Source organism: Bradyrhizobium oligotrophicum, assembly GCF_051168495.1.
Lineage (GTDB): Bacteria > Pseudomonadota > Alphaproteobacteria > Rhizobiales > Xanthobacteraceae > Bradyrhizobium > Bradyrhizobium oligotrophicum_A.
This window is the reverse complement of sequence record NZ_JBNPVB010000014.1, coordinates 42,595-56,728: the sequence shown is the minus strand read 5'-3', so window position 1 is coordinate 56,728 and position 14,134 is coordinate 42,595. Positions and strand designations below refer to the sequence as shown.

The following is a 14,134-nucleotide window of genomic DNA, read 5'->3' as shown; positions in this document are numbered from 1 at the left end:
CAAAATCTCCCGTTCAGCTTGCCAAAACATCCCCATTGCCGCCGATGCGAGCACGGAGCCGACGAATGAGGCAACACGCAACTGATCGTTTCCCGATTGTGTCACGTTTCAGCCGAGCCCCCCGCATGTTTTCGCCGCTCGAACTCATTAGCTCATGCGATGAGGGAGTGCGGGGACGATGCTGTCGACGGACCAGACACGGGCACGGTGGGCGAAACGATGGGGCTGCAGCGCCATCGCCGGCGCCGCCCTGCTGTCTCCGTTCGCCGCTATAGCCGAGGAAATCCAGGGCAACGATCCCGCCTCGCCCGGTCATTTTCAGGTCGAGCAGCGCTTCGGCTATCTCACGACGTTCAATCCGCAGCAGCAGAACGGTGGCCGGCGGGTGCCGCAGCGCGCGCTCACCGGCGAGACCGAGATCGGCTACTCGCCGACCGAATGGTACGAGATCGCGCTGACCTCGCCTTACGCCTTTGCGCGCGCCAACGTGCCGATGGCGCTGGGCAATGTGATGGACAATGGCGTGCCCGGCTACTCATTCCAGTCCGGCGGCGTGACCATTCGCCAGACCTTCATCCAGGGCGACCGGCTCGAGCGCACGATATTCGTCGGGCTGGTCTCGCGCACCATCCTGGCGCCGCAGGGCGGGCTCACGCCGGATCTGTGGGTCGCCAACAAGGCCGGCGCCGGCCAGCCGGGGGCGCCGCGCTTCGTGCAGGAGGCCACGCCGCGGGTGGCGCAGATGTTCACGCCGATCATCGGCGTCAATTTACCCAACGACTATCAGTTGATCTTCAACGCCAACATGACGTTCGGCATCGACGCCGCCGGCTCGGCCTTCGAGCCCTCGGTGCGCTTCGTCAAGCGCCTCAACGACCGCTGGACCGTCGGCATCGAGCATTTCTCCAATCTCGGACCGTTCGGCTACATCCTACCCTGGAATCAGCAGATGCAGACGCTCTACGCGGTCGCCGACACCCGCTTCAAGGGCTTCGAGTTCAGCTTCGGCATAGGCTACGGGCTGACCAACGCCTCGCGCGGCCTCGCGGTCAAGACCAGCATCGGCAAGGATTTCTGAGCCGCGCACGATGCCCTCTTCGTCCCATGCTCAACCATAAGAAAAGGACACCCGTCATGCGTCGCCTCGTCACTGCCTGCGCCTTTCTCATGCTGGCCGGCTCGGTTGCATCCGCCGAGGACGGCCCGCGCTTCCTCAACCGCACTGGGCAGACCATCGTGAAGATGTACCTGGCGACAGCCGGCACCAAGAGCTGGGGCGCCGATCAGTGCAAGAACGACGACGAAGGCATGGTCGACCACAACGAGCGCATGACGCTGGTCGGCGTGAAATCGGGCCGCTACGACATCAAGCTGTCCGAACAAGGCGGCCGCACCTGCATCGCCAAGAACATCGAGCTCAAGGAAGGCGCGCAGTTCGTCGTGCGCGACACCGATCTGACCGAATGCTCGAAGTGAGCGGCATGCGATCACGCAATGAGGCCGCTCAGCGCGGCCTCAGGCGCAACGGGACGGAGCGCGACACCTGGGCCTGAGTCATGGCCGGTGGAAACCGCGGGAACGGCTGAGCCCGTTCGATGATGGACAGCGCCGCGCGATCCAGCGCCGGTGAGCCCGAACTGCCGGCCAGCCGGCGCGACAACAGCCGGCCGTTACGATCGATGACGACGCTGACGACGGCCGTGCCACTGGCGCCGCCGCCGTCGGATGGATAGGCCGCGGCACGAGCGATCTGGGCTTCTACCTGATGATTCCAGGCGGCCTGCCCTTCGCGCGCGCCGACGCTGTCCTCGCCGGGATTGGGCGCGGATGCCACGCGCGACGGCCGGCTCGGCGCCGCCGCAGCCGGCTTCGACGGCGCGGGCTTCCTCTCGGCCTTGTCCTTCGCGTCCTTCTTGTCGACCGGCTTGCGCTCGACGCGCTCGGGCACCGGGGCCGGCTTCGCTTCCGGCGGCTTCGCCTCGATCGGCTTCGGCGGCGGTGGAGGCGGCAGCACGATGTCGTCGGCGCGCGGCGGCTCCGGCGCGAGCGCGACCTGCGGCGCAGGCTCCGGAGAGGGCATGACTTCGGGCACCGGCTCAGGCTGCGCCATGACCTGCGGCTCAGGGTCAGGCTGGGGCGGTGGCACCGGCTCGGCGACGGCTTCGCGCGCGACGGGCTCGTCCTTTTGCGGCTCGTCCCTGACAGGCTCTTCCTTCGGCGGTTCGACCGGCGGATTCGGCTCGGCCGCCGGCGCGTCTTGGGCGGCGGGCGTCGGCTCGCTCACGACGGCGGGCGTGAACACGACGTCGAACGCCGGCGCTTCGGCACGCCCCTGCGGCGCAGGACGCAGCAACAGATAGCCCACCGCAATCCCGACATGCAGCGCGGCCACGACCAGCGCGGCGACGGTCCACAGCGTCCGCTCGCGGCGCTCGTCCTGCTCGAATGGATCGAGCGTCAGGACGCTCACGGCGCGCCCCGGTCTTCCAATGCGACCAGCGCCACCTTCACATAGCCGGCGCGGCGCAGCACGTTCATCAGCGCCATCACCTCGCCATAGGGCAGCGTCTGGTCGGCGCGCAGCAGCACGCGCTGGCCCCGATCCGACCTGGTCGCAGCGTCGAGCGAAGCGGCAATATCAGACTGCGCGACGCTCTGGTCGCCGACCGCGAGTGAGCGGTCGGCCTTGAAGGTCACGAACACCGGCGTCTCCGCGCGCGGCTGCGGCTCGGCCGAGATCGCCGGCAGGTTGACCGGAATGTCGACGGTGGCGAGCGGCGCCGCCACCATGAAGATGATCAAGAGCACCAGCATGACGTCGATGAACGGCGTCACGTTGATGTCGTGAGTCTCCTCGAATTCGTCGGGACGCCGGGCGAGCTTGACGGCCATGGCTCACTCCGCCGGATTGGCGATCGAGAGCAGCGGCGCATCGACGGCGCGAATGGCACTGCGCCGCGCCTCGGCCGAACCTGCGTGCTGGCGGTCGAGATCGCGGCTGAGCAGGCGCATCACCGCCACCGATGCATCGGCGATGACGGCGCGATAGCCCCCGGTGGCACGCGCGAACAGATTGTAGATGACGACGGCTGGAATCGCGGCAGCGAGGCCGAAGGCGGTGGCGAGCAGCGCTTCCGCAATGCCCGGTGCGACCACGGCGAGATTGGTGGTGTGGGCGTGCGAGATGCCGATGAAGCTGTTCATGATGCCCCAGACGGTGCCGAACAGGCCGACGAACGGCGCTACGGCGCCGACCGTGGCGAGAATGCCGATGCCCCGCCCGATCCGTGCGATGGCCGCAGCCTCGATGCGCTCGAACTGCCAGGCCACGCGCTCCTTGATGCCGTCGGCCGGCAGCCCGCGTGACTTGTCGATCTCGTCCTCGGCGACGGCGAGCAGACGTCCGACCACACCATCCTGTACGGACATGCGTCCCATCGCATCCGACAACGACCGCGCCGCAACCGCCACACTCAGGGCCCCTCGCCCTTTGTGCAGTGCCGAACGCAGTTGGATGGTCTTGACCACCAGCACGGTCCAGGTGGCGACCGAGGCCAGCAACAGCCCGATCATGACCGCCTGGACGACGATGTCGGCCTTCATGAACATGGTCCAGGGCGACAAGGCCTCCGGCAGCGGGCCCGCGAGACTGGCGATATTTGCCTGGTCCATTGTCGTACTCCCTCGTGGCCCCATGAGATTGATGATCGCGATCCCGGCGCCCGTCTCGGCTCGCCGACCGCGCGCTTCAGAATCACTGAACGCCCGCAGTGGAATCGACCGTGCCGCGAGATCGTCTCAGGGCCTTGTTGTTTCGTGTCCTTGGGGCAAAGTCGCGGCGGAGGCCGCACTCCTCCCGTTTCAGGAAAGAGTGCCGCCTGTCATCATCGGCTTCAAGGCACTTGCCGTGTGGAATATGTCCCACATGATCCGGGAATAATTCCCGGATGGAACGGGGGAGTCGCTCACGAGGTCATCACGAGAAAAAGGCCGGGATCGCTCCCGGCCTTTCGCATCCTTCTGACCTTATGCTCCACTGTCATCCCCCGCGCAGGCGGGGCATCCAGTACACGCAGGCGATCGAGCTAGAGCCAAAACGCTGCGGTGTACTGGATCGCCCGGTCGACCCGGGCGATGACATCGAAGCGTAGGCTCACTTCGCCTCGGCGCGCTTCGGCGGGCTGGCCGGCCACGACTTGATCAGCGTGTCGTAGTCGACGGTCTCGCCCTTCGGCTTCTCGTTCGCGAGCTTGCGCTGCGGAGCGATGTTGCCGTCCTTGGCTGACTTGTTGAACCAGAACTCGGCCGATTCCTTCTTGTTCAGCTTCGGACCGCAGTCACCCTGGACCTTGGACTTCTCCAGACGCTCGAGGACGGAGTCCTGGGCGGCTGCGAGCGCGTCCATCGCCGCTTGCGGGGTCTTCGCACCGGACGACGCATCGCCGATGTTCTGCCACCACAGCTGCGCCAGCTTCGGATAGTCAGGCACGTTGTTGCCGGTCGGGGTCCACTGCACGCGCGCGGGCGAGCGGTAGAACTCGATCAGGCCGCCGAGCTTCGGCGCACGCTCGGTGAAGGACTTGTCCCAGATGTCGGATTCACGAATGAAGGTGAGGCCGACATGGCTCTTCTTCAAGCTGACCGACTTCGAGACGATGAACTGCAGGTACAGCCAGGCGGCCTTGCGGCGATCCGGCGGGGTCGACTTCAGCAGCGTCGCCGAACCGGCGTCCTGGTAGCCGAGCTTCATGCCCTCCTTCCAGTACGAGCCATGCGGCGACGGCGCCATGCGCCACTTCGGCGAGCCGTCCGCATTCACCACCGGCAGGCCGGGCTTCACCATGTCGGCGGTGAAGGCGGTGTACCAGAAGATCTGCTGGGCGACGTTGCCCTGCGCCGGGACCGGACCGGCCTCGGAGAAGGTCATGCCCTGCGCCTGCGGCGGCGCGTACTTCTTCATCCAGTCGAGATATTTGGTGATCGAGTAGACGGCCGCGGGACCGTTGGTGTCGCCGCCACGCTCGATCGAGGAGCCGACCGGACGGCAGCCTTCCATGCGGATGCCCCATTCGTCGACCGGCAGGCCGTTCGGGATGCCCTTGTCGCCGTTGCCGGCCATCGACAGCCAGGCGTCGGTGAAGCGCCAGCCGAGCGAGGGATCCTTCTTGCCGTAGTCCATGTGACCATAGACCTTGACGCCGTTGATCTCCTTGATGTCGTTCGTGAAGAACTCGGCGATGTCCTCATAGGCCGACCAGTTCACGGGAACGCCGAGCTCATAGCCATACTTGGCCTTGAACTTGGCCTTGTAGTCCGGGTTGGTGAACCAGTCGTAGCGGAACCAATAGAGGTTTGCGAACTGCTGGACGGGGAGCTGATAGAGCTTGCCGTCCGGCGCGGTCGTGAACGACTTGCCGATGAAGTCGTCGACGTCGAGACCGGGATTGGTGACGTCCTTGCCCTCGCCCTTCATGTAGTCCGAGAGCGCGACGGTCTGGCCGTAACGGAAGTGGGTGCCGATCAGGTCGGAGTCGTTGATCCAGCCGTCATAGACGTTTTTGCCGGACTGCATCTGGGTCTGCAGCTTCTCGACGACGTCGCCTTCCTGGATCAGGTCGTGCTTCAGCTTGATGCCGGTGATCTCGCTGAAGGCCTTGGCCAGGGTCTTGGCCTCGTACTCGTGCGTCGTGATGGTCTCGGAGACGACGTTGATCTCCATGCCCTTGAAGGGCTCGGCCGCCTTCGCGAACCACTGCAGCTCCTTGAGCTGCTGCTCCTTCGACAGGGTCGACGGCTGGAATTCGCTGTCGATCCACTTCTGGATCGTGGCGTCGTCGGCGAGCGCCGGGATGGACAACGTCATGGTCGCGGCAAACAGCGCCACCGCGCTGGTCATCGCGAGATAGCTGGCCTTGCCTGGGTGATGCTTCCGTTTCAAGTGTCGCATGGTTTCCTCCTTGCAGCGACAGACGTATCCAGGTCCGGGTTGGCCCCGGATCTGCCCTTCTTCGCTCGCGTCAGACGGTGCGAAAGATCGCAACGGCAGATGCCAGCGAAATTGCGGTCGCGAGCCACAGGCTCGAAACCTCAAAACCTTCCTCGCCGATCGGCAAGGTCGCAATCGTATCGGTGCCGACGAGCCCGATCCAGACGAGGTGGATGACGGCGGCCGAGATCAGCGAAATGAACAGCCGGTCGCCGCGCGTGGTCGGGATGCGCAGCACGCCGACCCGCTCGGCTTCCGGATAGCGCGCGGCAAGCAGAGTCATGATCCCGAGCGTACAGGCCAGCGCGGCGAAGAAGATCGCCGTCGGCGCGGTCCAGGCCATCCATGCGATGCTGTCCATGGCTATCAGCTCCAGGCGATAATGGACCCCCTCCCCCGCTTGCGGGGGAGGGTTGGGGTGGGGGCGCCGCGAGTTCGACTGCCCGAGAGGAGAGATGCCCCCGCCCGTATCGCATCTAGCGATGCGATACGGCCTCCCCCGCGAGCGGGGGAGGCGGAACGGAGGCCGTGGCGAAGAGCTTGCCCCATCATCACACCCGTCCCAGCGCGAAGCCGCGCGCGATGTAGTTGCGGACGAACCAGATGACGAGCGCGCCGGGAATGATCGTGAGCACGCCGGCAGCCGCAAGCAAGCCCCAATCCATGCCGGACGCCGAGACGGTGCGGGTCATCACCGCCGAAATCGGCTTGGCATCGACCGAGGTCAGGGTGCGCGCGAGCAGGAGCTCGACCCAGGAGAACATGAAGCAGAAGAAGGCGGCGACGCCGATGCCGCTCGCGATCAGGGGCACCAGGATCTTCACGAAGAAGCGCGGGAACGAATAACCGTCGAGAAAGGCGGTCTCGTCGATCTCGCGCGGCACCGACGAGACGAAGCCCTCGAGGATCCACACCGCCAGCGGAATGTTGAAGATGCAGTGCGCCAGCGCCACCGCCCAGGGCGTATCGAACAGGCCGATCGCCGAATACAGATTGAAGAACGGCAGCGCATAGACCGCGGCCGGCGCCATGCGGTTCGACAGCAGCCAGAAGAACAGGTGCTTGTCGCCGAGGAAGCGGTAGCGCGAGAACGCGTAGGCCGCCGGCAGCGCCACCAGGATCGAGATCACGGTGTTGATGATGACGTACTTCAGCGAGTTGATGTAGCCGGAATACCAGCTCTCGTCGGTGAAGATCCTGACGTAATTGGCCAGCGTCGGCTGATGCGGCCACAGCGTCATCGTCGTGACGATCTCGTTGTTGGTCTTGAAGCTCATGTTGACGAGCCAGTAGATCGGCAACAGCAGGAAGACCAGGAACAGCGAGATGATGATACGGCGGCCCGGAATGGTGTTCATCACGCGCCCCCTTCCACCGGCCGGCGCTCGGCGCCGGCATTGGTCATGATGGTGTAGAACACCCAGCAGACGATCAGGATGATCAGATTGTAGACCAGCGACAGGGCGGCCGCCTTGCCGAGGTCGAACTGGCCGAGTGCGATCTTGACGAGCTCGATCGAGATGAAGGTCGTCGAATTGCCCGGCCCGCCGCCGGTCACCACGAACGGCTCGGTATAGATCATGAAGCTGTCCATGAAGCGCAGCAGCACGGCGATGAGGAGCACGCGATGCATCTTCGGCAGCTGGATCGCGGTGAACACCGCCCAGCGCGACGCGCCGTCGATCTGCGCCGCCTGGTAATAGGCGTCGGGGATCGACTTCAGGCCGGCATAGCACAGCAGCGCCACCAGGCTGGTCCAGTGCCAGACGTCCATGACGATGACGGTGAACCAGGCATCGGCCTCGTTCGACACGTAGTTGTAGTCGAACCCGACGGCGTTGAGCGTGTAGCCGAGCAGGCCGATGTCGGAGCGGCCGAAGATCTGCCAGATCGTGCCGACCACGTTCCATGGAATCAGCAGCGGCAGCGCCAGCACGACGAGGCAGAACGCCACGGTCCACCCGGCCCGCGGCATCGACAGCGCCACGACGATGCCGAGCGGCACCTCGATGGCGAGGATGGCGAGCGAGAAGATCAGATTGCGGCCGAGCGAGGCCAGGAAGCGGCCACCGAGATCGGTGGAGGGATCGAGCAGCTCCTTGAACCAGCCGACGCCGTTCCAGAAGAACTGGTTGTTGCCGAAGGTGTCCTGCATCGAATAGTTCACCACCGTCATCAGCGGCAGGATCGCGGAGAACGCGACCAGCAGGAAGACGGGGAGTACCAGGAACCAGGCCTTGTTGTTGATGGTCTTGTCCATCAGTCAGGCTCCCTCGACGAGACGGCTGTCGGCATAGACGTGGACGTGCGACGGATCGAATTTCAGTCCGATGGCCGAGCCCTGCGGCGAGAAGCCGGACGGCAGGCGTGCGGCAAACTTGACGTCCCCGACGCGGACGCGCGCGAAACGGATGCGGCCGAGATCATCGATGCGCTCGATATTGGCATCGAGCAGTCCCGGTCCCGGCGCTGCGACGTCGACGAATTCGGGCCGCACGCCGATCTCGATCTTGGCCGCGGCCGGCAGCGCATCGTAGCTGCGCGCCAGCGTCAGCGTGTGGCCGTCGATCCGGGCCTCGCGCCCCCTGACCTCGGCTGAGAGGATGTTCATGCCGGGCGAGCCGATGAAATAGCCGACGAAGGTGTGCGCGGGCTTGTCGAACAGTTCGGCCGGCGTGCCGCTCTGAACGACGCGGCCATCATGCATGACCACCACCGTGTCGGCAAAGGTCAGCGCCTCCGTCTGATCGTGCGTCACATAGATCATCGTCAGGTCGAGCTCGCGATGCAGCGCCTTCAGCTTCGAGCGGAGCTGCCATTTCAGCTCGGGATCGATCACCGTCAGCGGCTCGTCGAACAGCACGGCGGCGACGTCGGAGCGGACCAGGCCGCGGCCGAGCGAGATCTTCTGCTTGGCATCGGCGGTGAGCCGCGTCGCCTTGCGATTGAGATCCGGCGTGAGATCCAGGAGCCGGGCGATCTCGGCGACGCGCTTGTCGATCTCCGCCCGGGGCACGCCGCGGTTCTTGAGCGGAAAGGCGAGATTCTCCCCGACCGTCATGGTGTCGTAGATCACCGGGAATTGGAACACCTGGGCGATGTTGCGCTCCCGCGTCGAGGCCTGCGTGATATCCTTGCCGTCGAACAGGATTTTTCCGCGGGACGGCGTCAGGATGCCGGAGATCAGGTTGAGCAGCGTGGTCTTGCCGCAGCCGGAGGGGCCGAGCAGCGCGTAGGCGCCACCCTGGCGCCAGGTCATCGTCACCGGCTTCAGCGCGAAGCTTTCGATGTCGGCGGCGTTGCCGTGGTAGGACTGGGCGAGATCGACGAGGTCAATGCGGGCCATGCGGCATCTCCCTCACATACTGCCCGGCGCCGCGACCAGGCGGTCGCCGGCGTCGAACACGAAGACGTTGGCGGGATCGAGCACGGCGTCGAGCACGTCGCCCGGCTCGTAGTCGTGCACACCGTGCAGCACGGCGACCCAGTTCATGCCGTCGCGCGTCAGGTGCACGAAGCTCTCCGATCCGGTGATTTCGGTGACGGAGACCGTCGCTCGGAATGCGTGGCTTCCATGGCTGCCGTTGCCCTTGGCGAGCCCGAGCTGATGCGGCCGAAAGCCGGCGCGGTAAGTGCCATCGGGCAGATCCGCATAGAGACCGACCGCCGGCGCGCTGACGCCACCGGCGTAGTGTACGCTGTCGCCGCGCTTCTCGATGTCGACCGTATTCATGGGCGGGTCCGAAAACACCTGGCCGACACGCAGCGTGTCGGGACGGCGATACACCGAGGCGGTATCGCCCGCCTGCAGCACCTCGCCTTCCCACATGCAGATGGTACGGCCGCCGAGCAGCAGCGCTTCCGACGGCTCGGTGGTCGCATAGACGAACACCGCGCCGGACGCCTCGAAGATGCGCGGCAGTTCCGTGCGCAGCTCCTCGCGCAGCTTGTAGTCGAGATTGGCCAGGGGCTCATCGAGCAGCACGAGATCGGCGCCCTTCACCAGCGCGCGCGCAATCGCGGTGCGCTGCTGCTGGCCGCCGGAAAGCTGCAACGGCGTGCGCTTCAGATAGGGCTCGAGCCGCAGCAGCCTGGCCGCCTCGGCCACCCGCTTCTCGATCTCCTCGCGCGACTTGCCCTGCACCCGCAGGGGCGAGGCGATGTTCTCATACACCGAAAGCGAGGGATAGTTGATGAACTGCTGATAGACCATCGCGACCGAGCGCTTGCGCACGTCGGCGCCCGTGACATCTTTGCCGTCGACCAGCACCCGCCCCGTGGTCGGACGGTCGAGGCCGGCAAGCAGCCGCATGATGGAGGTCTTGCCCGACAGCGTCGGGCCGAGCAGCACGCTCAGCGTGCCGCGCTGCAAGGTCAGCGAGACGTCGCGAATGGTGATGACGCCGTCGACGATTCGGGAGACGTGATCGAGCGTCACGCTCATGCGCGTCCCCCCGCTTCACGCGGCGGCACGGCGGCGCGGGCGTGGTCGGCGACGATCCACGCATCGAGCGCGGCAATCTCGGCCGCCGACATCCGCAACCCCAGCTTCGATCGCCGCCACACGATGTCCTCGGCCGTCAACGCCCATTCGTTCGTCATCAGGTACCTGACTTCGCGCTCCGTCAAGGTGCCGCCGAAGTCCTGGCCGAGATCCGCAGAAGATGTCGCACCCGCGAGCATGGTGGCTGCCCGCGTGCCGTAGGCATGGGCAATCCGCGTCGCATGCGCGTCGGTCAGGAACGGATAGGTCTTGCGAAGGCCGGCGATCAGCGCCGCCACGGCCCGGACCTCCATGTCGCCACCGGGCAGCGGCGCCTTGCCGGTCCAGCCTTCGTCCGCCTTGGTGCCCTTCAGATACGGCCCGAGGCGCTCGAGCGCCTCTTCCGCCAGACGCCGGTACGTCGTGATCTTGCCGCCATAGATCGACAGCAGCGGCAGGCCGCCCGGTGTATCGAGCTCGAACACATAATCGCGCGTTGCCGCCTTGGCCTCGCTAGCGCCGTCGTCATAGAGCGGGCGCACCCCGGAATAGCTCCACACCACATCGGCCGGCGTCACCGGCTTGGCGAGATATTCCCCGAGCGCCGCGCACAGATAGGCGATCTCCTCGTCGCTCGCCTTCACCTTGGCCGGATCGCCCTGGTAGTCGCGGTCGGTGGTGCCGATCAGCGTGAAGTCCTGCTGATAGGGGATCGCGAAAATGATGCGGCCGTCGGCGTTCTGGAAGATGTAGGCGCGATCGTGATCATAGAGTTTGCGCACCACGATGTGCGAGCCCTGCACCAGACGCACCTTCGCTTTCGCATTGACGCCCGCCCCTGTCGCCAGCACCTGCTCGACCCATGGCCCGGCCGCATTGACCAGCGCGCGCGCCTTGATGGTCTCACGCTCTCCTGTCTGCGTATTCTCGGTGGTGACCAGCCAATGGTCGCCATCCTGCCGGATTTCGGTCGCACGCGTCCGGGTGCGGATGACGGCGCCGCGATCCGCGGCATCGCGTGCGCTCAGCACGACGAGGCGGGCGTCGTCGACGAAGCAGTCGGAATATTCGAAGCCCTTGCCGTAGCGTCCGGCAATCAGGGGACGGCCGACTTCGTCGCTGCGCAGATTGACCGAGCGGGTCGGCGGCAGCAGCTTGCGGCCGCCGAGATGGTCATACAGGAACAGGCCGAGCCGGAGCAGCCAGGCCGGGCGCAGGCCGGAATGGTGCGGCAGCACGAACCGCAGCGGGCGAATGATGTGAGGCGCGATCTTCCAGAGGATCTCGCGCTCGATCAGCGCTTCGCGGACCAGGCGGAACTCGTAATATTCGAGATAACGCAGGCCGCCATGCACGAGCTTGGTCGACCAGGACGACGTCCCGCTCGCAAGATCGTTCATTTCGCAGAGAAAAACGGAATTTCCGCGTCCGGCCGCATCGCGCGCGATGCCGCAACCGTTCACGCCGCCTCCGACAATGGCGAGGTCGTAGATTCGCTCCAACAGACGCATCCCCCAGCAATCGCCTTCAAACCAGCGATTTCACTTTCGATTTCGAGTTAATCACAAACGAAAGTGAAAGCAAATCGAAAAACGCATGTTGGACCGGGATTGGGCAGAGCCTGCCCAATCCGGGATCAAACGGCATGCAATGGCGGCGAAAGATCAGGCGCGGCGGAGCACTGAGGACCCGGCGGTTTCGTTTGCCTCGGCGGCGTCCTCGGTCTCGTCAGCGGGCATGGCCGAAATCACCTCGATGCCCCGGCTGTGGCAGAGGCTGGCAAGCCCGTCGGGCAGCGGCCGGTCGGTGACGAAGGTCTGGATCTGGCTGAGATGGGCGATGCGCACCGGAGCGCTGCGGTGGAGCTTGGTGGAATCCGCGACCAGCATCACGCTGCGCGCGTTGGCGATGATCGCCTGCGCCACCTGCACCTCGCGATAGTCGAAGTCGAGCAACGCGCCCTCCTCGTCGATCGCCGAGGCGCCGATGATCGCATGGTCGACCTTGAACTGGCCGATCAACTGCGTCGCAGTCGAGCCGACCACGCCGCCATCCGAGCGCCGCACGCTGCCGCCCGCGACGATCACCTCGATGCGCGGATGCGGGTAGAGCAGCATCGCGACGTTGAGGTTGTTGGTGATGACGAGCAGGTCCTGATGCGAGGTCAGCGCGCTCGCAACCTCCTCGGTGGTGGTGCCGATATTGATGAACAGCGAGGAGCCGTTGGAAATGCGCGCGGCCGCGGCCGCGCCGATCGCCTTCTTCTCGTCGGCGGCGACGAAGCGCCGCGCCTCGTAGGCGAGATTCTCGACCCCTGAGGCGATGATGGCGCCGCCATGGATGCGCGTCAGCGCGCGCTGCTCGCAGAGGTCATTGAGGTCCTTGCGGATGGTTTGCGCCGACACGTCGAACCGGCGCGACAGATCGTCCACCATGACGCGCCCCGAGGCGCGGGCGATGTTGAGAATGTCGGTCTGGCGTTGGGAGAGGACGGCCATGGCAAGCTTTCAGCATGAGCTGTGCCATGGTGATGCCGATCCAATCGATGGTCAATGCGCGAGACACCGACGCACCGCAGCAAGCATCGGCTCAGGGCATGTTCAACAGCGCCCCGTCCTCAGGCCGGACCCGCGCATTGGCGGGCTCAGGCTGCTGCGCTGAACTCTCCGGAGACGAGGCGGATCGCGGCGCGCTCGGCCTCGCGGGCACTCCGAAACACCTGGCCCTCGAGCGCATTGAAACGGTGCGACGCCGCGAAGAAGCGGAAGCCGCCGCGATCGCGAATCACGATCCCCGCCGCATGGGAGCTGACCTCGATGATGTAGGTATCGGACATTGCGAAATCCCGTCGTTCATTCCGGGGCAGATAACGGAGTGCCCGGAGGAATGTTCCCGGGCGCGCGCAGCCTCGATCTTCCCGCGGATGTCGGCAGGCGATTCGGTCGATCTGATGTTGGATCGGTGCCCTGCTGATGGAGACGTGTTGCAGATTGAGTGGTATCGCAGCGCCAACGAATCAGTGCCGCAGGCTCGGACGCCGCATGCCGAGCGCGGCGACGACTCCGAATTCGGGCAATCTCGAGTCAGTGCGGATCCTCCGGCACCAGCGCGACCTTGCAGAGCGACGCGTCGGCTCCGCCGAGACGGTCGTTATGATGGCCGAGCAACTGGTAGATCGTACGGAGATCACTCAGCACTTCGACCTGATGCTGGCGAAACGCACTCAGTTGAACCTCATAGACCCCGATACGCTGCTCGGCATGGAGAAGCCGCTGCTGCAGCTTCTTGAGGACTTCCAACGTCAGCTTCCCGTCGACATCCGACATCGACCCACTCCACCCTGTTCGCGTACCATTCCTCCGACCGCTTCCTGACCATGTCGGCCGTTTCTTCCGGCCTGTCGTTTTTTCCGGCTTGTCGCTGTTTGCAGCGAACTTGTTGTCGCGTTTGCGAACTCATAACGAAGACTCGTATTACGGCAGAGACGCGGCCGTGCCTGCCAACGCAATCCCAACTTGCAATCATCGTAAACGTGTCGGGCCAAGTTTAGTGACTGAGGCCGTCCGCACGCTGCGAACGCACACGGCAATAGCCTTTGCAGCGCGCGGTCTCAATGAACACGCACCGTCAGTCCACAGTTCCCCGATCAACGTCACGTCATATGT

The 14,134-nt window shown here is 65.2% G+C and carries 15 protein-coding genes; 2 read left to right on the top strand and 13 right to left on the bottom strand.

The window, feature by feature from the left end:
• The first annotated feature begins 178 nt into the window (after nt 1-178).
• Together ACQR1B_RS24380 and ACQR1B_RS24375 are read left to right on the top strand one after the other, a co-directional pair.
• Entirely contained in the window at nt 179-1,078 is a 900-nt protein-coding gene (locus tag ACQR1B_RS24380) for a hypothetical protein (protein ID WP_434836413.1), read from the top strand.
• Between the two features lie 56 nt (nt 1,079-1,134).
• Entirely contained in the window at nt 1,135-1,476 is a 342-nt protein-coding gene (locus tag ACQR1B_RS24375) for a hypothetical protein (protein WP_434836414.1), read from the top strand.
• A 28-nt stretch (nt 1,477-1,504) separates the two neighbouring features.
• Here the strand turns inward: ACQR1B_RS24375 and ACQR1B_RS24370 are convergent, their stop codons facing one another.
• The 13 genes from ACQR1B_RS24370 to ACQR1B_RS24310 all read right to left on the bottom strand — a co-directional run bounded on the left by ACQR1B_RS24370 (nt 1,505) and on the right by ACQR1B_RS24310 (nt 13,795).
• Nucleotides 1,505-2,470, bottom strand: a complete 966-nt coding sequence (locus ACQR1B_RS24370; protein ID WP_434836415.1) for a TonB family protein — start codon at nt 2,468-2,470, stop codon at nt 1,505-1,507.
• A complete protein-coding gene (gene exbD / locus ACQR1B_RS24365) occupies nt 2,467-2,892 on the bottom strand; it encodes a TonB system transport protein ExbD (RefSeq protein WP_434836416.1) in 426 nt (141 codons plus the stop codon). Before exbD ends, ACQR1B_RS24370 begins: the two co-directional genes overlap by 4 nt.
• Nucleotides 2,893-2,895: 3 nt before the next feature.
• Complete coding sequence (exbB, locus tag ACQR1B_RS24360) at nt 2,896-3,672, bottom strand: tonB-system energizer ExbB (RefSeq protein WP_434836417.1); 777 nt, start codon at nt 3,670-3,672, stop codon at nt 2,896-2,898.
• 481 nt (nt 3,673-4,153) lie between these two features.
• Nucleotides 4,154-5,896, bottom strand: a complete 1,743-nt coding sequence (locus ACQR1B_RS24355; protein ID WP_434836470.1) for an ABC transporter substrate-binding protein — start codon at nt 5,894-5,896, stop codon at nt 4,154-4,156.
• 121 nt (nt 5,897-6,017) lie between these two features.
• A complete protein-coding gene (locus tag ACQR1B_RS24350; RefSeq protein ID WP_434836418.1) occupies nt 6,018-6,347 on the bottom strand; it encodes a DUF2160 domain-containing protein in 330 nt (109 codons plus the stop codon).
• A 190-nt stretch (nt 6,348-6,537) separates the two neighbouring features.
• On the bottom strand, nt 6,538-7,344 hold the full coding sequence (locus ACQR1B_RS24345) for a carbohydrate ABC transporter permease (RefSeq protein WP_434836419.1): 807 nt from the start codon (nt 7,342-7,344) through the stop codon (nt 6,538-6,540).
• Complete coding sequence (locus tag ACQR1B_RS24340) at nt 7,344-8,246, bottom strand: carbohydrate ABC transporter permease (protein WP_434836420.1); 903 nt, start codon at nt 8,244-8,246, stop codon at nt 7,344-7,346. Before ACQR1B_RS24340 ends, ACQR1B_RS24345 begins: the two co-directional genes overlap by 1 nt.
• A gap of 3 nt (nt 8,247-8,249) precedes the next feature.
• Nucleotides 8,250-9,332 (bottom strand): ABC transporter ATP-binding protein, encoded by a 1,083-nt coding sequence (locus tag ACQR1B_RS24335; RefSeq protein ID WP_434836421.1) that lies wholly within the window; start codon nt 9,330-9,332, stop codon nt 8,250-8,252.
• A 12-nt stretch (nt 9,333-9,344) separates the two neighbouring features.
• Nucleotides 9,345-10,430: an ABC transporter ATP-binding protein gene (locus ACQR1B_RS24330; protein WP_434836422.1), complete on the bottom strand. Its 1,086-nt coding sequence runs from the start codon at nt 10,428-10,430 to the stop codon at nt 9,345-9,347.
• The gene (gene glpD / locus ACQR1B_RS24325; RefSeq protein WP_434836423.1) at nt 10,427-11,980 is read right to left on the bottom strand and encodes a glycerol-3-phosphate dehydrogenase; all 1,554 of its coding nucleotides are present in this window, start codon (nt 11,978-11,980) and stop codon (nt 10,427-10,429) included. Before glpD ends, ACQR1B_RS24330 begins: the two co-directional genes overlap by 4 nt.
• Nucleotides 11,981-12,133: 153 nt before the next feature.
• Nucleotides 12,134-12,967 (bottom strand): DeoR/GlpR family DNA-binding transcription regulator, encoded by an 834-nt coding sequence (locus tag ACQR1B_RS24320; RefSeq protein ID WP_434836424.1) that lies wholly within the window; start codon nt 12,965-12,967, stop codon nt 12,134-12,136.
• A 146-nt stretch (nt 12,968-13,113) separates the two neighbouring features.
• Nucleotides 13,114-13,305, bottom strand: a complete 192-nt coding sequence (locus tag ACQR1B_RS24315; protein WP_434836425.1) for a hypothetical protein — start codon at nt 13,303-13,305, stop codon at nt 13,114-13,116.
• 247 nt (nt 13,306-13,552) lie between these two features.
• Nucleotides 13,553-13,795, bottom strand: a complete 243-nt coding sequence (locus ACQR1B_RS24310) for a hypothetical protein (RefSeq protein WP_434836426.1) — start codon at nt 13,793-13,795, stop codon at nt 13,553-13,555.
• Nucleotides 13,796-14,134: the final 339 nt, after the last annotated feature.